Source organism: Mesorhizobium sp. B3-2-1, assembly GCF_006439515.1.
In the GTDB taxonomy this organism is placed as follows: domain Bacteria; phylum Pseudomonadota; class Alphaproteobacteria; order Rhizobiales; family Rhizobiaceae; genus Mesorhizobium.
Window position 1 is genome coordinate 13895 of the sequence record NZ_VFTI01000050.1, and the last position, 18414, is coordinate 32308.

The 18414-nt window shown below is 58.4% G+C and carries 12 protein-coding genes and 2 pseudogenes; 5 read left to right on the forward strand and 9 right to left on the reverse strand.

Annotation, left to right across the window (positions count from 1 at the left end; genetic code table 11):
- Positions 1–116: 116 nt before the first annotated feature.
- The gene (locus FJW08_RS31115) at positions 117–779 is read left to right on the forward strand and encodes a response regulator transcription factor (RefSeq protein WP_140764232.1); all 663 of its coding nucleotides are present in this window, start codon (positions 117–119) and stop codon (positions 777–779) included.
- Here the strand turns inward: FJW08_RS31115 and FJW08_RS31120 are convergent.
- Entirely contained in the window at positions 776–2521 is a 1746-nt protein-coding gene (locus tag FJW08_RS31120) for a sensor histidine kinase (protein WP_140764229.1), read from the reverse strand. The two genes, FJW08_RS31115 and FJW08_RS31120, sit on opposite strands and share 4 nt — an antisense overlap.
- A 253-nt stretch (positions 2522–2774) precedes the next feature.
- Between FJW08_RS31120 and FJW08_RS31125 the strand changes: the two genes are divergently transcribed.
- Together FJW08_RS31125 and FJW08_RS31130 are read left to right on the forward strand one after the other, a co-directional pair.
- Positions 2775–3473, forward strand: coding sequence for a helix-turn-helix transcriptional regulator (locus tag FJW08_RS31125; protein WP_140764226.1), 699 nt, complete (start codon positions 2775–2777; stop codon positions 3471–3473).
- A gap of 78 nt (positions 3474–3551) precedes the next feature.
- Complete coding sequence (locus tag FJW08_RS31130; protein ID WP_140813615.1) at positions 3552–4694, forward strand: NAD-dependent epimerase; 1143 nt, start codon at positions 3552–3554, stop codon at positions 4692–4694.
- A gap of 186 nt (positions 4695–4880) precedes the next feature.
- Here the strand turns inward: FJW08_RS31130 and FJW08_RS31135 are convergent, their stop codons facing one another.
- The 6 genes from FJW08_RS31135 to FJW08_RS31160 all read right to left on the reverse strand — a co-directional run bounded on the left by FJW08_RS31135 (position 4881) and on the right by FJW08_RS31160 (position 15986).
- Complete coding sequence (locus FJW08_RS31135; RefSeq protein WP_224598669.1) at positions 4881–7160, reverse strand: oligosaccharide flippase family protein; 2280 nt, start codon at positions 7158–7160, stop codon at positions 4881–4883.
- A gap of 42 nt (positions 7161–7202) precedes the next feature.
- The gene (locus FJW08_RS31140) at positions 7203–9392 is read right to left on the reverse strand and encodes an exopolysaccharide transport family protein (RefSeq protein ID WP_140764220.1); all 2190 of its coding nucleotides are present in this window, start codon (positions 9390–9392) and stop codon (positions 7203–7205) included.
- 1 nt (position 9393) lies between these two features.
- Complete coding sequence (asnB, locus tag FJW08_RS31145) at positions 9394–11388, reverse strand: asparagine synthase (glutamine-hydrolyzing) (RefSeq protein WP_140813616.1); 1995 nt, start codon at positions 11386–11388, stop codon at positions 9394–9396.
- Positions 11376–12650 carry a polymerase gene (locus tag FJW08_RS31150; RefSeq protein ID WP_140813617.1) on the reverse strand — a complete coding sequence of 425 codons (1275 nt, stop codon included), beginning with the start codon at positions 12648–12650 and terminating at the stop codon, positions 11376–11378. The genes asnB and FJW08_RS31150 overlap by 13 nt, the downstream gene beginning before the upstream one ends.
- Complete coding sequence (locus tag FJW08_RS31155) at positions 12647–13867, reverse strand: glycosyltransferase family 4 protein (protein ID WP_140764211.1); 1221 nt, start codon at positions 13865–13867, stop codon at positions 12647–12649. The genes FJW08_RS31150 and FJW08_RS31155 overlap by 4 nt, the downstream gene beginning before the upstream one ends.
- A gap of 682 nt (positions 13868–14549) precedes the next feature.
- The gene (locus tag FJW08_RS31160) at positions 14550–15986 is read right to left on the reverse strand and encodes a calcium-binding protein (protein WP_140764208.1); all 1437 of its coding nucleotides are present in this window, start codon (positions 15984–15986) and stop codon (positions 14550–14552) included.
- 317 nt (positions 15987–16303) lie between these two features.
- Between FJW08_RS31160 and FJW08_RS33160 the strand changes: the two genes are divergently transcribed.
- Both FJW08_RS33160 and FJW08_RS31170 read left to right on the forward strand, forming a co-directional pair.
- The gene (locus FJW08_RS33160) at positions 16304–16510 is read left to right on the forward strand and encodes a hypothetical protein (protein WP_246682669.1); all 207 of its coding nucleotides are present in this window, start codon (positions 16304–16306) and stop codon (positions 16508–16510) included.
- A pseudogene (locus tag FJW08_RS31170) lies at positions 16437–17156 on the forward strand (SIS domain-containing protein); the annotation flags it as partial. The gene FJW08_RS33160 and the pseudogene FJW08_RS31170, both read left to right, overlap by 74 nt.
- A gap of 72 nt (positions 17157–17228) precedes the next feature.
- Here FJW08_RS31170 and FJW08_RS31175 read toward each other — a convergent pair.
- Positions 17229–17456, reverse strand: coding sequence for a hypothetical protein (locus FJW08_RS31175; RefSeq protein WP_140764205.1), 228 nt, complete (start codon positions 17454–17456; stop codon positions 17229–17231).
- A gap of 297 nt (positions 17457–17753) precedes the next feature.
- Positions 17754–18414 (reverse strand): annotated as a pseudogene (locus tag FJW08_RS31180) (IS256 family transposase); the annotation flags it as partial.

Genomic DNA, 18414 nt, shown 5'->3' on the forward strand with positions numbered 1-18414 from the left:
GGGCGCTGCGGTTTGAAGTAGATCGATGAGTGGGGTCGCTTCAAGGCTCGTCACCGATCGGCGTAGCTCTGTGGGAAGTGAGATTGCGAGAGCCGAGTAAGCGTTGGGATAGTCGAATGTATCGAATCGTTATCGCCGATGATCACGGCCTGTATCGCCGCGGGCTGAGGCTCGCTCTGATGGCAGGCATTCCGGGTGTCGAGATTTTCGAGGCAGCATGCTTTGACGCAGTTGTCAGGTTGCTGGAAGAGCAAGCATCCATCGATCTTGCGATCCTGGACCTGAACATGCCTGGCCTATTCAACCAGGAAGTGCTTGGCGACGTTCTCGTTGCCCACCCTGACACACGCTTTGCAATTGTGTCCGGCAATGATTCACGCGCCGAGATCCTCACCGCTTTGTCGATCGGTCTTCACGGCTACATCGTCAAATCCCTAAACGACGAGGAAGTCGTGCTCGCCGTTAATGAGATCCTGGCCGGCCGAATATATGTTCCAGCGCTGCTGTCTCGAACATCTGCCGGGCCTGCGCCGCTGCCACTCCAATCATCGGAGAAACGCACGAACGCCGATAATCTGGCCAGGCTGACCGCCCGACAGAAGGAGGTGTTGAAGCTGATGGCGGAAGGATATTCGAACAAGGAGATTGCTCGCCATTTGGAAATTGCCGAAGCGACGACCAAAATCCATGCCGGCGCTGTCCTGCGCGAACTGGGAGCGCGAAATCGGACAGAAGCGGCCCTCATGCTCCAAACCTGGCTGTCGAAGAACGTGAGTTAGGATTCGATTTCCTTGCGTGAAAGCCGCAGCGAATATCGCAGGCCTCGCTCCAATATTTCCAACTTTGGCGAGTGACCTACAAGAGGCGCCCCGTCCAAGCCGATTATCATGGAACCGAAACCGCGACGCACGGCGGTTGACGTTTGCCGTTGTCCGGATTCAAACCAGTTGAAAACAATGTCGCTCGAAGCGTCTTCGGACTCATAAGCCCATTGGACCTCAAGTTGACCCCGTGAACCGCCCAGCGCGCCGTATTTGACGGAATTGGTCGAAAGCTCATGAAGGATCATTGCAAAGCTCTCGGCCGGTCCTGCTGGCATCATAACCGCTGGACCGGTGATCTTGATGTCGTGCGTGTCCATGTAAGGCCGCAATTCCTGCGTGACGAAATCATGGAGCAGCGCCGACGAACCGGCATGGCGTGAAAGGAGTAGATGCGTCACCTCAAGTGCGCGGATCCGATCGAGGAGGGTCTGCTTGTATAGAGCAACATCGTTGCCAGGCGCCTTGACGATCTTCACCAGGGCCATGATGACAGGGAACAGATTGCTGAGCCGATGACGCTGCTCGAGCATCAGACGCTCCCTTTTTTTTGCGGCGGCGCGCAAAAGCGTGGTTTGCCGACGCTCGGTTAAATCGGCAGCAACCCCGACTCGCACGGCACGTGAATCCTGTATTTCCTCTCGCCCACGCAGAGCAATCCAGCGCATATTCCCGTCCTCTGCCCGTCGAACGCGAATCTCGGCGTCATAATTCATGCTTGTCGCGTGCCTCGTCGAGGATGCGAGTTTTGGCCAGTCTGCCGGATGTACGACCCCGGCAAGCTCCTCCAGGCGACGAACGGCGCCTGGCGGCATGCCCAAGATGTCCCAGAATTTGGCCGAACCGGTCACCGTCGCGTCTTGGCGATCAATCCGCCACGTGCCAAGACGTCCGGCAGAGAGGGCGAGATCAAGCCATTCCTTCTGAGCCCGAAGGGCTTCTCGTGCGGACCTTCGTTCCGATATGTCGTCGACAACCACGAATACGCTTCTCGAAGGAACACCATCGGACGCGGCCGAAGACAGAGTGAGCCGGGTCCAGAATGTCGTTCCGTCTTTTTTTGACAAACGGACCTCCGAACTTGATGAAGACCCATCTGCATCTAAGCGCTCCAATGTCGCTCCGAAGGCATCTCTATCGTCAGGATGGACCAGTTCGCTGAGCCGCAATCGTGCAAGCTCTCCCTCGCTGTAGCCGGTCATTTCGCATAGGCGCGGGTTGGATTGCAGTAACTCACCGCTTTGATTGGTGTTTGCGAAGCCCATAGCGGCGTGCTGAAAAGCCCAACGATAGCGGCTCTCCACCGCCTCGACCGCCGCGAGGCGTGCCTCCGCAACTTCAACCGCCGCGTGCAAGTCCTGGCTTAGGCGGTGGAATGTAAGCACGGTTGTCCAACCCGACAACAGAAGCAGAATCGCCCGAGTCCAATCGGCTGCCGGGATTTGGCCGACCAGAAGCCCGCGAGCCGACATACCGGCGGCCGCCATCAAAAGTGTCGCAACGAGTGCCGCTGCGCGACCTTCAAGATAAACGATGATAATAATGGCCGGAATAAAGGCGATAAATGTGGCGTCTTGACCCACTTTTGCTGCGCCCGTTACTTCGACTGTTATCGAAGTAACCAGCACCGCTAGAGAAGCTAAGTGAGTCAGCGGCGAGCGAGCCCCGTTCGGATTCGCAGTGCGCTGATGCCAATTCATAGGCCAGACTACGTCCTTCTGACTAGATCGTTCAGACTAAGCCACAAATGATTGCCTAGTGCCAATGCTGGATTGCCTAGCCTTGATACCCGGCTAGAATCAATCGGAAGAGTTAAGAACGCTGCATCCATTGAATGTGGCGCAGAGTTCCCGAGGCTCGGCTTCGAAACTGAAAAAACATCGCGCTATCGAAGAGAGTTCGAGTGATCTGTGATGTGCCTACTTCATTAGGCAAGTTAGTTGGGGCAGGAAAATGACGCTCGTTGACAGACGGAACGATCCCGTTGTGAGCCTTCGAACCATTCCGTGGAGGAACCAACATGCTCGCAACGCCTATATACCGCACCGTCCCGCAGCATCCGCCTTCGATCGACCGGAAGGAAAAATCAACGAAAGCAAGCGAAGAAGCATGGAATCAATTGCCGGTATGCTTGACCGGATCGGCTGTGGTTATCTCCTGCTCGACGGCCAGAAGAAGGTAGTCGAATGGAACGCCGCCGCGCAAGATACCTTCGAGCGGCAAGGTGAGGCAGCCGCTACCGCCACTGAGCTTGCCGCCGCGCTCAAGCGGCTCGTTGCCGGAGTTCCGATCCGCTTGCTTCCGGGTTCATTGTCGTGGGTAGTTATTCACTCTCGGGGCGACCGGCCGGTGATACTTAACGAAGGAGGCGCTGTCGCGCCGGACGGAACGAGTATCGTCGCCTTAATGGATCGTGGGTACAGGTCGGTGGCCAATCCTCAAACCTTGCAAAGGATGTTCGGACTGACAAGCGCCGAAACGCAACTTGCGCTTCGCTTGGCTCAAGGCGATGCGCCTTTGGAGATCGCCCGCAGTTGGCGTCTAAGCCGGACTACAATTCGGTCTCAACTCGCGTCATTGTTCGCCAAAACCGAGACGAGCCGACAAGGGGAATTGGTGGCTCTTCTTTCTCGCATTTCGGTTTTGCCCTGATAATCGCCGGCGTCGTCTCCGATCCAAGGGGCATAGATTGCGATTTGGTCAACGCAGATCGCCAAAGGGACATTCGAGATGATCGAGCCAAATTCCGCAGGTCAAGAGGCTGCCGAGAATTTACCCGATGTGGCGTCTCTTTCCGCAATCGAGGGGTTTGCCCGAGCGCGTTCGGACCAAGCTCTGCTCGGCCTTGCGCGCGCCGGCCCGATTGTCGTCACAGGGGCTGCGGGTTTCATTGGCTTTCATGCCGCCCGACGGCTCTTGCACCATGGCGTCAATGTTATAGGCGTTGACAACTTCAACCCATATTACGATCCACGGCTGAAGGAAGCGCGTTTCGAACTTCTTAGTGCCGAGCCTGGGTTTAGCGCGGTTCGGATCGATCTGTCCGACCGTGGACGTGTTGAATCGCTGTTTTCCGATTTTCGTCCCTCTCACGTCGTGCACCTCGCCGCCCAAGCTGGCGTTCGTCATTCACTCGTCGATCCCCATGCCTATGTCCAGTCGAACGTTGTGGCCTTCCTAAACGTTTTGGAGGGCTGCAGGCATGCTGGTATCGAACATCTGGTCTACGCATCGTCGAGCTCAGTTTACGGCGCCAATCGTACGATTCCGTTTTCCGAACATCACGGCGCCAATCATCCCTTGAGCCTTTATGCCGCAACCAAACGTTCAAATGAGTGCATGGCGCATTCATACAGCCATCTGTTCGGTTTGCCGGTCACTGGACTGCGTTTCTTCACGGTCTACGGCCCTTGGGGGAGGCCCGACATGGCTGTTTATGCATTCACGCATGCCATTGCACAGGGTCGAACGATCGACGTAGCGAATGCGGGACGCGCCTGGCGGGACTTTACCTACATTGACGACATCGTCGAAGGCGTGATTCGAGTGCTTGCGGCGCCGCCATCCCCCAATTTGAATTGGGATAGCTGCGAACCTGACGCCGCCACCAGTTCGGCGCCATATCGGGTCTACAACATTGGCAACGACCGACCCGAGGAGATCAATCGGCTGATCGCCATAATCGAGGCCGCCCTTGGACGCCGGGCGCTACGCGTCGACGTGCCACTGCCTGCCGGCGACGTTTTGGAAACGCGTGCCGATGTCAGCGATCTCCGCCGCGCTGTCGGTTTCGCACCCTCGACAACGCTAGTTGACGGAGTGTCCCACTTCGTCAAATGGTATCGCGAATTCCATGAAACTTGCGCGGCCTGATAGGCTAGAGTATCAGTCTTGGTCAAGGAATGTCTGCCGCCCATTTTCGGTCGTCCCTGATGAGCGCGTTTGAACGACAAGCTTTTGCATGGTTGCTATTATGGCGAGCCTAGGCAAGGTCAGGGCAACGTGACGCGCTTCATCACGCCCATGCTGCGGTCTACAGTTGCTCTTTAAGTTGTCTTGTCAGCGCAAGAAACGATACCGTACCAGCTTACCGAGCCCGTCTGGCTTGAGCGATGTCAGCGCAAACACGAGCCCAGGCAGGATCTTCAGCCGCTTGCTAATGTAGATAGCCATGGCCGTGTTCCACACGGCCAGCGCAACTGCGACACCCACTGCCGCTCCGATTGGACCATATATCGCCACGCCCACGGCACAGGCTATGACGTTGGCTGTCGCACCAGCGATCATGGTGGAAGCGGCAGCCCACTCGTTTCCCGTCATCGTGAGCAGATTCTGCTGAGGTCCGCATAGCGCCACGAAGAAGTAGCCAAAAATCAGCACGCGCGCGATCGGAGCGCCGGCCACGAACCCCTCTCCGAAGAAGCCCAACAAAGGCTTTACTATTACGAGCAGAGGAATTGCCACTACAATGGCGCCCCCGAGGGAAAGCAGGGTAGCGCGCGCAAAGAGCTGTTGCAGTCCTTGTCGATCGCGGCGAGCAAACAGATCGGCTGCGGTGGGCGAAAACATCGTACCGACGGCGATACGCGAGAGGCCCACAAGGAGTGCAACGTTCAAGGCCAAGGCGAAAACCCCAGCTTCGCGGATGTGATCGGTCCAACCCAGCACCATCACTCCAGCTCTGCTAACAAATACGTCAAGCCCGGTAATGAGCGTCAGCGGCGGGACCGAGGACCACCACTCCTTGGCGGCATAGCTGGCGTGTGCGAGGCGCAAACCAGGCGGCTGAATCCTGGCAGCCGTAAGAAACACTAGTGCGACCGTCATCACTGAGCTCATCACTACCGTCAACATCACGAGGGGCGCGTCCACAGCGCGAAGTCCGGACTTGGCGGCAATCCCGACCAGTATGACCAGGAGACCGTCGCGCACGATCCGTTCGGGCAGCAGGGCTGATACAACGCCGCCATAGGCCCTTACCAGGGTCGCCCCCAACGCATAGGCGGTAATCAGCGGCACCGCTGCCATCCCCAAGAAGTTGCTAACTACAAGACCTTTCTGCGAATGATCCGAATAGAAGAATATCAACGTGGCGCCGAGCAGACCAAGCAGCGTCGCCGTCGTCAGCGACCATCGCAGGGCGAAGGCGATTACACCTTTTGCCAGATCAAGCCGCCCGTTGGCCCGATAAGCTGGCACAAAACGCAACAATGAAACGTTGAACCCAAGCGTTGCCAGGTAGGCCAGCACCGAGGTCCACGCCAGCACGTACGAATAAATGCCGTAATTGCGAGGGCCGATGAGCCGCGCAATCAATAATTGCGCCACGCTGGTGAGGCCGGCCCCGGCGATATAGATCAACAGGGCAAAGAGGCTCGCCTGGGCAAGGTGCCAACCAACGTCTTGCTTGGGAAGCAAAACCGCCTTTACGCGATCGGCTGCATTGGATCGCGGGTGTTGTGAACCTGCAACGACAGCTGACGCTGACGTCGCATGTGCATCGCGAGCAAGGCTGCTGGCCGCGAGGTCGGGTGCCTCCTTTTTCGGGCCTGCTACCGCTGCGATGCTGTCTGTTCGCGGAATTGCTGAAAGGATTTCCTGCTCGACGCGGCGGAAACCTTCCGCCGTGGCTTGGTCGTTGAGAGTGTCAACTGAAACTACCTTTCGACCGGACGCCAGAAGAATGCTGTCTATCGCTTGGAAAACGCCGAAAGAGCGCATGTTAATTTCAGGGTCTGCTTCGAATACGCGCTCCGCGGGCAGTTCGCGGGTGATTCTTTGGCGCAAACGCGTCTCAACCACCTCATAAGGCATGGCGATCCTGATTGTGAGATCGGCAGGCGGCGTTAGACTGAGCACCTTGGCAAGCAATGTGCTGTCGGCGGCTCCGTTGAACATCGCCAAAGAGCCGACCGCCTGCACGTAGCCTTGATCGAATATTACTATATCAGGCGCCTGCCTTGCCTGGCGCCAGCTACGCGACAGGTGCAATATGTATTGCCATAGACGAGCACGCCAGAACCGGTTTCCAGGCGGGATCAACCTCACCATCGATGAGGCCGTAGCAAGGTCTTCCTTTCTTCCCTTGGACGACGCCAATATCCTTGCTGTGGAGACCATCGCGGCCAACACACGGAAGACAAACAAGCGTGCCCCCAGGAAGTACGAATTGCCCGCCGCTTCGCTGGGTCTATAGCTGAGCGTTACGTTTGCTCGATATCCCGAATGACGCAGCCGGCGAGCAAGCGCGTGAGCGAACGTCGTTTTGCCCGATCCTGGAGGTCCGAAGATTTCAATGATCATGTGTGGATCAAACCCAATCTGACGATACGCTTCCACGGATTCCAAGACAGTGCTGGCAGGGGATGTTGGCGAGGCACATCATGTCTTCTCGACGAGGAGATCGGCGCCGTCCTCAAACCGATAACGCGCATGCTTCTTGAGATTGACCTGGGTGAGGACGCTTCCCATCGGAACGGACGCAGCCGCGCCGCTCTGGAGGAGATCCACAACAGCGCGCGCGAGACTTCGCGGTGTCTTGGCCCAACGAACAGTCAGCAGAACAGTGTCTGCCCAATGCGTCAGAAGTCTTGTTTCCGGGCCACCAAGGTCCAATGGCCCATTCACAATGATGGCGGCGTAAATCGAGCGGAGTTCATCGGCGAATTGACAACTATCGGCTGTCGACAGCTGAGCCAACAGGTCATCCCCAACTCGCGGTGCGACTATCAGGTCAACACCAAGCGCCGGGATTTTTGCGATTGCATCCTGCAAGGTGCAGCGCCCACTCACATAGTCCCCAAAAGAACCACTGGCATCCACATTCTTGAATTCCTCGCGGAACTCGGTCGTGAGCCGTGTGTTCTTGCGCTCAAGGTCCAGCAAGAGCACCCTGCCTCCCAGACGCGTCGCGGCCAGCGCCAGACTCCAGGCAAGTTCGGTCTTTTCATCCCCCCGGATGCTGGAGGTGACGAGGAGCAAATGCGGTGGGCGGCCTCTCCCTTGAGTCGGCACTACGGTGACGAGAAGGGACATGACAGCGCGACTAAGCGCCGAGCTCTGTTGACCAAGAACCATGTCGCGCAATTCCCTTGCATGCATTCTGCGTACTTTAGGAAGAAGCCCCACGCATGGAATGTCGAGCGCCATTTCGGCCTCGGCTTCGCTGCGCAGAGTCTTGTTGAAGTGATTGCGTGCCAGAACGAAGACCGCTCCCAGCAGACCGAACACAATCATTCCGGGGGGGATCAGGAAAATCGGCGGGAGTGTTTTCGGCGCCGACGGTGGCCATGCCGCCGAGAGGATCGCGACTCCAGGCGATGGCGCTGCGATGCGGTGTATCAAATCCTGCTGCCGGCCCAAGAGATCGTTGTAGTGTTGGGTTGCGATTGCGACCTGAGGCTCGAGTGCTCGCAAGCCGGAAAGCCGGCTAGCGGTATCGGCAACGACCGCATCGAGAACGGCCTTGCGCGCCTCCAGGGCTGCGATCTGGGCGCTATAAACATTCGTGTCCGAATCAAGACGAGCGGTTTCTTGTTCGATCTGACCATCAATAGCGGTTGGGTCGGCTTTGCCGTTGATCAGGTCGTTCAATACCGGCGACCCAAGTTCGGCCGCTACCGTCGAGGCCGACGCCCCAGCCTTCTGCAGATCCTGGATGTGATGAAGACGCGTTTGGGTAGCGGAGAAATTGGCTTTCGAGAGAGCAATCTGCCTGCTGAGTTCCGCTGTCTCATCGGCCGCGTTGTTCGCCGCAGCTTGATCGACACCACCGTGGGTAAGCCGGTATGTCTCCAGACGATCGGTTGCGTCAACCAGGTCTTTTTGCAGGCGTGGCAGACTGGCGACTATCGAGTCGAGTTCTTGTTGATCCGACGCGCGATGTTGCTGAACGAGATCTTGTATATAGACTTGTGCGATCGTGTTTGCGACAATTGCGGCCCGTACGGGGTCGGTGTCGGTGTAACCAATGCTAATGACTCGCGAATGCAACTCTTGACCGACCCTCATTCGATTACGCAGGGCTTCCAGTTTTGGAGCATCCAACGCCTCCGGGTTATTCGGGCCGCTGCTGGTGCGCGGCCAAAGCCTGTTCATCATGTCGCTTAGAAACCCACTCGAGTGATGCTGGTCGGGCAGCAGCGGATCAAAACCGGACTTTCCAGCGCCGTTGGCGGCCGCCGTTTTGCCGAGCGCCGCCAGTACGTGGCGTAAATTGGCTTGTGAGGATAGCATGGTCAGATGATCATCAATGCTCGAATCCAGCAAATCTTGAACCGACTGTGTTGCGCCAGCAGCTGCATTCCTGTTTGGAGCGTCAATGATGACCTGCGTCGTTCCCTCGAACTGCATGGGACGAGCAATGCCCGCGAGTCCCGCCATGACGCCGCCGAAAATGGCTATGGCGAGCACGAACCACTTTCTTCTGGCGATGACAGTGACGAGTTGATGGAACGGGGTTGGCGTATCGATGCGCTCACGCAGCTTGCGCCTCCTGAGCGTGTTCGTGTCGCTTGCAGGCAGAGCGATCTGCTTGGCTCGCACAATCCGGTTGGCTACAGAACCTTCCATCTCATACCCCTGTAAGTTCAATTTCGTGAGACAGGCGCGATATGGGCGCCGGCCTGAAGGCCTCTTGGCGCCAAGCCTGGAACATCAATACCGGCCACAAGTCGCGAGCATGATCCTGATGTCCATTGAGGTGGGCGCACCACGTTGCGTCCACCCGTGCCAGATCAAGGATTCCATCATCATGCACGCGGGCGTCGGCGAGTAGATCAGAGGCCCAAGCCCGCAGAGGCCCTTTGAGCCAAGCGCTGATCGGAACGTCAAATCCTTGCTTCGGCCTGTCGGTCAAACGCTGCGGCACATATCGGCCCAGCAGCTGGCGAAGGATCCACTTGCCTCTGCCGTGGCGAACCTTCGCCTTGTTGGGGAGCCGCCAGGCGAATTCGACGACGCGATGATCGAGAATGGGGCATCGTCCCTCTAGACCGCAGGCCATGCTGGCGCGGTCGAGCTTCACCAGTATATCGCCCGGCAGATAGCCGGTCGTGTCGTTGAACAGGAGACGTGACAGCAAGTCGTCGAGCTGTGGTGCGGCGAGATGCGAGGCGGATCGGTCACGCCGGAGAAGTGTTCCGGTGGACGATTCCGTGAGCCGCCAAATCAATTCACTCTCGCTGGACGCTCCCAGCAAACGGGCAAGGCGATGAAGCCGATCACTTCGCAACGCATGCCCCACATCAGTCGGGAGTGGCAAGGCGCGGATGAAGTCCTGGCCGGCGGCACCGGCGAGGAATCCCGCCCCGGCCGCCAACATCCAACGCACTGGACGTGGCAAGTTTTGCTGTCTTTTGAGCCGTCCCGCCAGGAAGTGCCTCGAATAACCTGCGAAGCATTCGTCGCCACCGTCCCCTGATAGCGCCACCGTGACATGTTGGCGTGCCAGCCGTGACACCAGAAGCGTTGCAATTTGGGATTCATCCGCGAACGGTTCGTCCCAGACTCGCGGCAGTTCCGGAATGACGTCACGCATGGCAGCAGGCGAAAGGTGAAGTTCTGCATGATCCGTGCCGAGATACCGGGCAACCGCGGCGGCATGGGGAGCCTCGTCAAATCCGCTCTCGTCGAAAGCAATCGTGAACGTGCGGACGGGCCTGGAAGACTGCGCCTGCATCAGGGCGACGACGGTTGAGCTATCTATTCCGCCCGAAAGGAAGGCGCCTAGCGGCACGTCGGCGACCATACGTTCGCGCACCGCAACGCGGAGCAGTTGATCCAGTTCCGTTGTCAATTCCTCATCGGGGCCGGCGATCGGCTCCCGCCGCGCGGTCACCGCGACTTCGGCCAACGACCACCAGCGGCGGACGCGTCCTTCCAGAGAGCCGACGCTGCGGCATTCGACAACATCTGCCGCAGACACGGATAGGATCGCGCCGGGGGACAGCTTGAACACCCCGCGCCAGATGCAACTGTCATCGGGCACCCATCCCTTTGACAGCATGGCCGTGGCCGCGCCGACATCGAGTTCGAGCGAGAAGCCGGGGAAACATTTGATCGCCTTCAACTCGGACGCGAAGATCAAGGCATCGTGCGTCTGTGCGATGTAGAGTGGCTTCTTACCCATTCGGTCACGAGCAAGGTGCAGGGTGCGCGTCTGTCGATCCCAAAGGCCCAATGCGAACATCCCGACAAAGCGTGCAAGGGCCGCTTCGAGGCCCCACGTCTCGATCGCACACAGCATCACTTCGGTATCGCTGGAGCCGCGGAAACAGTGGCCCGCACTTTCCAAAACACGCCGCAGGTCACGAAAATTGTAGATCTCGCCGTTGAACGTAATGACATACCGTTCAGTCGCGGATTGCATTGGCTGGCGCCCTGCATCCGAAAGGTCGACAATGGCCAGTCGTCGGTGACCGAAGGCGATTCCGCCGTCCCGGTCCATCCATAAACCCTCGCCATCGGGCCCACGATGGCGAAGGGCCGTGGTCATTTGCCTTATCTCCCTGAGCGATCTCGCATCGGCGGCATCTGACGCGAGGAGAATTCCGGCTATCGCACACATAGGGTAGTGTCCTCGCTGAGGTGATGCAGCCGAGCCGCCTGAGGCGTTCGAGCGACAAGGCAAAGAGAGAGCGCGAACCAGACGATGGGATGGCGGATGATGAGATGCGGAATTCCGAAGACCGCGATAGACACCGCTAGAGCGACCAGAGCATCGGATCTCGCTCGCCACGCCGCCAGGGCTGCGCAGGTGACAATCCACGCCAAGGCCAGGACCGCGACAAGGCCGCCCTGCGTGTAAAGGTCCAGGATGGTGCTGTGGGCCTCGAAGGGTCGCGGCAGGAACTGCAAATCCGTAATTGGCGGGCGTTCCAGATGTGGTCCAGGGCCAAGGCCCAGCGATCCCGATCTCACGCCCTTGTCCAAGGCCTCGCTCCAGAGGAACAGACGCAGCGCTGCGGTTTCGGCGGTCGCATCTCCGCCCTTATCCTTGGTGAGGCTCTTGGCGAACTCCGCGGCGCTGCTGACTTCAGTCAGAGCATAAGGTGTCATCGCCATCGCCAAGGGCACACAGCCTATCAAGAAAACGAGACCGATCTGCCGCGAAAGTCTGGGCTTTTCGCCCTTGGACATAAGCCAGTTCCGGCCCCTCAGGCCAAGAAATATCAAACAGGTCAGGATTGTTGCATAAAGGTACGTGTCGCTTTTGGTGAGCCTTCCAAGATAGAAGGTCGGGATCAGACTGCAGAGCCCAAGTAAACGACCCCATCGACCGTCGGTGGTCATTGCCAGATGTAGCGCGAGCGGGCCAAATAATGCGCAATACAGCGCGAGTTGGTTCGGGTTGTCGGACCAACCGCAAAAGCGATCCCAGTACCATGGATCGATGCCAAACTGGTGAACCCAACCCCACGCAAGCCCTACTTGCCAGATAAAACCCGCAGTCGCGATTGCCACGACCCACCAGCCAATGCGGCGCAGACGTTGCGCCGCGTCCGGTTCCGCAACGGTGAGGCATGTGATGGCGATCAACAGAATGTATGCGAACGTATCGTGCAGCAGCGGATCCAGCACCAGCACCGTCGTGAAATAACCGACAATGGCGCCTATACCCACAGCGAGTGCCAGGATCAGCCAGAATATCGTGAACCGGGTCAGCGCAGGGGAGCTTTCCAAGCGTCCACCTGCGAGAAGTCGACCTACCGAAAGCGCGATCCAAAGCGTTAGGAACAATTCGGCGTAGCCCGTCGACAAACCAGGAATGACAAGCTGCGTGGCATATGACATGACAATGCCGCAGGCTAGGATGGCGTCGCGGATCATTGTCGAGCCCCGTCCAGTTGACGGCTTCCCGAAGCCTTTGCCAGCAAAACAGTGGGAGTTGACCGCGAAAGAGTGCCGTGCGCGCTTGCGAGGACGTTTTTGTACAGATCGCAATACTGATCGACGACCCCCGCGAGTGCGAACCGCTCCCTGACAAAATCCACGGAACGACTACCCATGAGTCTGCCGCGGTCGGGATCGGACAGAATGTCGATTATCCTGGACGCAAGTGCATTCACGTCGCGTGGTGGAACGAGATAGCCGTTCCATCCGTCTTCTATCACGTCATTGCAGCCTGGCATCCGTGAGGCCACGACCGGCAATCCTGCCAATCCCGCTTCCAGCAAGACGCGCGGAACCCCTTCCCGATATTGCGTGGGAAATGCGAACACATCCGCCATGCCAAGAAGCGCCGGAACGTCCCGCCTTGCGCCCAAGGCGATTACGTGAGGAGCGCAGCGGTCAATATCTGACTTCCTGACTGCGAATGGGCCCTCGGAATCCCGCGGACCGACAAGCACGAAACGCGCTTTCGGCCTTTGTGTCAGGATACGCGGGATGGCTTCAAGGAGCGTTGGAATTCCCTTGTGACGGGTCAGACGGCCGACAAATATGACAATTTCCGCCGACTCAAGGCCAAGCTTCTCTCGCATCGTGGCGGCCGAAGGACCGCGGTGCCTTGCCGTTGCGAATCCTTCTACATCGATGCCAGAACTTCGGATCAGCCTTCCCTCGCCGCGTCCAAGCAGCCGGTAGCGCTCGAAGAAGACCTGGTCATCCCGGTTTTGAAACACGGTTGCGGCAGTCCAAAACGAGGCGAGACCTTGAAGACCGCAAAAGACGGGACGCAGCGCGAGCGCCCTGGGTTCGCGTGAGGAGAATGTCCAACCAAGCCCATTGATCGTGCGAATGACGGGAACCTGCCCGCGTACGGCTAGCGGCGTCAACAGGTTGGGCTTGGTGTCGAAACTCTGGATAATGTCTGGCCGCAGTTCGATCAGCAATTTGCGAATTGCTTTCATTTCACCCAATTCCCCGCTGCCTTTGGCAAAGCGGTCGAAAGACAATCGACGATGCGGAATCCCATGCGGCACAAACGCGTTCCCATCGTCACTGGAAACGGCAGTGACGCGGAAGCCCCGTTCGCGCACTGCCAATAGGAACGGGATTCTCAGGGGGTGATCCTCGCCACCCACACACGCCAGATGCGGCTTCATCCTGCCTCTCCCGCGCGTGCGCGACGGTTCAAGCATACGATGTGATGCCCGTTTGGATTTGTCCTCATCGCCCGCTTGATCGCTTTCATCGGCTAGCACCCAACCCCACGCTAGGGGCAGGCCGTCCCAATGTCCTCGTCTGTTTGAATGAAGCACATTGCGTCCGCAGGACACGGCATGCAAAACGATGCCACTTTGATGATGCCAGCAATACCAACCGCTGGAGCAGGACAAATGGAATCGATGAGAGTCGCCACCTCGCTACCGAGGCGAAAGCGATCTTGCTCGGCCGGCACGCCGCGGTGGAAAATGAGGGCCGGAATCCTATTTGACCAAGACACAGGTCCCGAGGAGCAAGCAACGCCTCGCCGCTACCTACAATCTTGGCTTACGTCCATATTGATGGACTAAATTTGCGAAATCTGCGCCGCCGGCACTTCACGCCGCTTCGGCTGGAAGGTTCGTGGTGGATGGGGGGCTGGTTTAAGTGTCCTACAAATTGATGCGACCGGACGCACAAAGGTACCTCGGCCAAGCGTCGCACGACACTTACTTCGAATACACCCAAACACCGAGAAGCCGTGGACTTGCTTGAAATTCTATGAAAGTCGACCGGCAGAGCTGCCGCTGGAGGACATGACAGGGAGCGTAAGCCTTGCCAGGAGGCAAGGCCAGAGGCTCTCTACAGTACCAAGAAAGATGATGCCGAGAGCGACATATGGGGAGAAACCGTAGCGAACTGGACTTGATGTGCGCTGCCAACTCCATCGCTGTCGTACGAAAGCGCGCCAGTCGTGCTGTTGTAAATGACGTGCTCGGCGCTGCTATGCGCACCTGTGCCGATGTGGAATGCCGCCGGAGGCAGGGCGCCCGCATGCAATCCGGCAAACACCGCATGGTCGAGCTGGATCTTGTCGCGTGCTACATTGAAGTCAGTAACCTTCGCGACATTGGCTGCGCCGAGGGCGGAATTGAAAACGAAAACGTCCGCGCCGCCGTGCCCTGTCAAGACATCCCGGCCTCCGGCGCCGCTGATGATGTTGTCACCGGCATTGCCCTGGATGGTCTGGCCGAACGCGTTGCCCGTGAGGTTGATCGCCCCTTTGCCGGCCGCATTCGTCGTTGCGAGGTGCTCGATTTGCGATCCTGCCGACAACGCATAACTCACAGAGGCCAGCACTGTATCGTTACCGCCGCGCGCCACCTCGATCGCCCGGTCGCCTGCATTGTTGACATGATATGTGTCATTGCCTCCCTGCCCGATCATAGTGTCGGCGCCAGTCGTCCCATGAAAGACATCCGATCTGCCAGTGCCTTTGAATGTGTGAACGGCAGGCTGTATGGCGACACCATCAGGCTGCGTCGCCACCGCGTCGACACTTTGATTATGCTGCAGGAAAAAAGCCCTCAGCGCTGGCGAGGCTCCCAAAGCTGTGTCGCCTTGCTGAGAACCCCAAGCATAGGCATAGTCGAAGGCTGGTGAGGGAACCAACTTCGCCCAGTGGTCCATCATGGTCTGCTCCTGGGAGGCCGACGGAAGCACATATTTCCCATCGGTGTCGGTGATCCAAGTGCCGCCCCCAAATGTCTGATAGACCGGAACGATTTTACTCGCCGGGATGCCTGCAGCCTCCGCCGCAGCGACCGTTTTATCGATCATATTGTAATCGGTCGTGCTTGTTCCCGTCCGAACCGGATAGGGTGATAATCCGTAATAGTCGATGTGGGTGTTGGCTGGGTTGTAGGTGTTCGAAAAGTCCGGATTTGCCGACGATCCCATGTTCATCATTGTGATGAAGGTCTTGGCGCCCGGAAAATGGGAGTGGATCCAGTCTGATTCGGCTTTCAGGTTCGCCGCGCTCGCGTATGTATGCCATTTGCCCGTGGGGTCGGGTTCATCAAGCAGGAAGAATCCAAACACCTTGGAGTTGCCTATGAACGGAGTGACTTTGTCGATAAAAGACGTTGTTGTCCCGCCTGCCTCATTCAGCCAAACTAGGCCCTTCATGCCGGTAGGCAGGGCATTGACTTGGGCAACCGATTGAACGTCAGCGAGGTTGAACCCGGCGGCGGCAATGTCGGCGCCCGACCCACCCGATGTATAATGAAGAATAGGCATCTGATTCCCTCATCTGATTTGATAGCGCCCGACACCTGCCTACAAGAACCGAAACGTTAGGGCAAAATCAAATAGCACCTCTGCCTGATAGAATCCTTGATCAGCATCGCCATGGAATCGTCGAAAGTTGATGGTGCGCCGCTTGAGTTGATGAGAATGCATCCAACGTTTCTAGCCAAATGCGTATGGCACCAAATCCTTTGAACCGCCCGGCCCGAAAACGACTCGACGTGCCCGACGGGAACAGAACGAATGGACTTGACGTGTTTGGAATTGGCTATGTCCAGGCGGCAATGCTTGCCGAGGTGGTTACCAGGATGCTCTGCCTCGACATCGACACAAGGAAGGTGGAGCGGCTCAATCCGGACTTCCTCCCGATCTTGGAACCGGGCCTTGAAAGCATCGCGAGGCAGAATCACGCAGCCGACCGCGTCAACTTCACCACGGATGGCCGTCGTCAACGTGCGCGAATCGACCATGACGCGCGAATCCGACATCGTGCTGCCGACGCTGGCGGGGCCTGAGATCGGCGTCGCCTCGACCAAGGCTTTTACTTGCCAGCTCTCAGTACTGGCCTGGCTCGCCGTGCAGGCGGGCGTGGCACGCGGCACGATCTCGAAAGAGCAGGAGAAAATCCTGGTGCGGGAGCTCTCCGAAGCGCCGCGCTATGCCAACCAGGTGCTGAAGCTCGAAGAGCAGATCGAGCGGGTCGCGCGTGAGATATCGCGCTACTCCGATGTGCTCTACCTCGGCCGCGACACCAATTTCCCGCTGGCCATGGAAGGCGCGCTAAAACTCAAGGAAATCTCCTACATCCATGCCGAGGGCTATGCCGCGGGCGAGTTGAAGCACGGGCCGATCGCGCTGATCGACGAGAACATGCCGGTGATCGTGATTGCGCCGCACGATCGCATCTTCGAGAAAACCGTGTCGAACATGCAGGAAGTGGCGGCTCGCGGCGGCAAGATCATCCTGATCACCGACGCCAAGGGCGCGGCACAGGTGAGCGTGAAGACGATGGAGACCATCGTGCTTCCGGATGTGCCGGAAATCATCTCGCCGATCATCTACGCGCTGCCGATCCAGATGCTCGCCTATTTCGCCGCCGTGTTCATGGGCACCGACGTCGATCAGCCGCGCAATCTGGCGAAATCGGTGACGGTGGAATAGGCTGAACAAAACCGAAAGTGACGTGCGAGAGAGGCAATCATCCCTATTTATTTCATTTGCCGGATAACCTTATTAGCCGAGCGCCGTATCTTTCCTATACTCTTCATCTTCGGCAAAGCAGTACACAAATACATTGCCCGATAGCTCATCGGTCACCTGAATCCATTCCCGTCCCCATTTTCGCACAGTGAAGCGTCGACCGCTCAAGGTGGACGCCGCGGCGCGCGGTGTAGAAGCCTCAATCCTGCTGGCCCGCACAGCACGTTTCCCCCGCATTTCCTCAACCAGATAAACGGGCATCAGAAGCCCCCCAACCGTGACCAATTTCAACGCCGGCTAATGGGTTAGGTTCCAACACACCTGGTCCGATCTGCATCTGGACGACTGAATTCTACGCTGGACACCTATCTGTCAGGAAGGAAGCAAGCGTCTGGAGGCGCTTACTCGCGGAAAATGGCACCACGCAAAGGAGAAACGCGATGCGCGAGGCGTCGTTGATGGCGACATGGATGAATTCCCAGCCGACGCCGCGGCTGTCGGACTGGCCCTTGCGATCGCCTGCGATGCTGGCGAAACGCCAACCTCATGCGCGGTATGGATTCCGACGACCTCGGTGCGCCGCTTGATCTCGCCGTTGAGGCGCTCGATCGTATTCGTCGAGTGGAGCTTGGCGCGATGTTCCTTCGGGAAGGTCATGTAGGCCAGCACGTCGGGCTCGGCGTCGTCCATGATTGTCGCCAGCTTCGGCACCTTAGGCCGGATCTGGTCGGCGACGGCGCGCCATTGGGCGCTGGCGGCTTCCGAGGTCTCTTGGGCAAACGCGGTGGCGATGAAGGCTGAGACGACCCTGCGGCCGCTCTTGCCGGCATGGGCCAGCACGTTCCTCATGAAGTGGACGCGGCACCTCTGCCATGTCGCGCACAGCACCTTGGTGACGGCGCTCTTGAGGCCTTCGTGCGCGTCGGAGACGACGAGCTTGACGCCGCGCAGGCCGCGACGTGTCAGCTTGCGCAGGAACTCCGTCCAGATCGGCTCGGCCTCCGAGGTGCCAATCTCCATGCCCAGGACCTCGCGCCGGCCGTCCGCGTTGACGCCGACGGCGATGATGACGGCGACCGAAACGATCCGCCCACCGCGGCGCACCTTCAGGTAAGTGGCATCGATCCACAGGTATGGCCAACCGCCCTCGATCGGCCGCTCGAGGAAGGCCTTCACCTTACCGTCGATCTCCTCGCACAGCCGCGAGACCTGGCTCTTG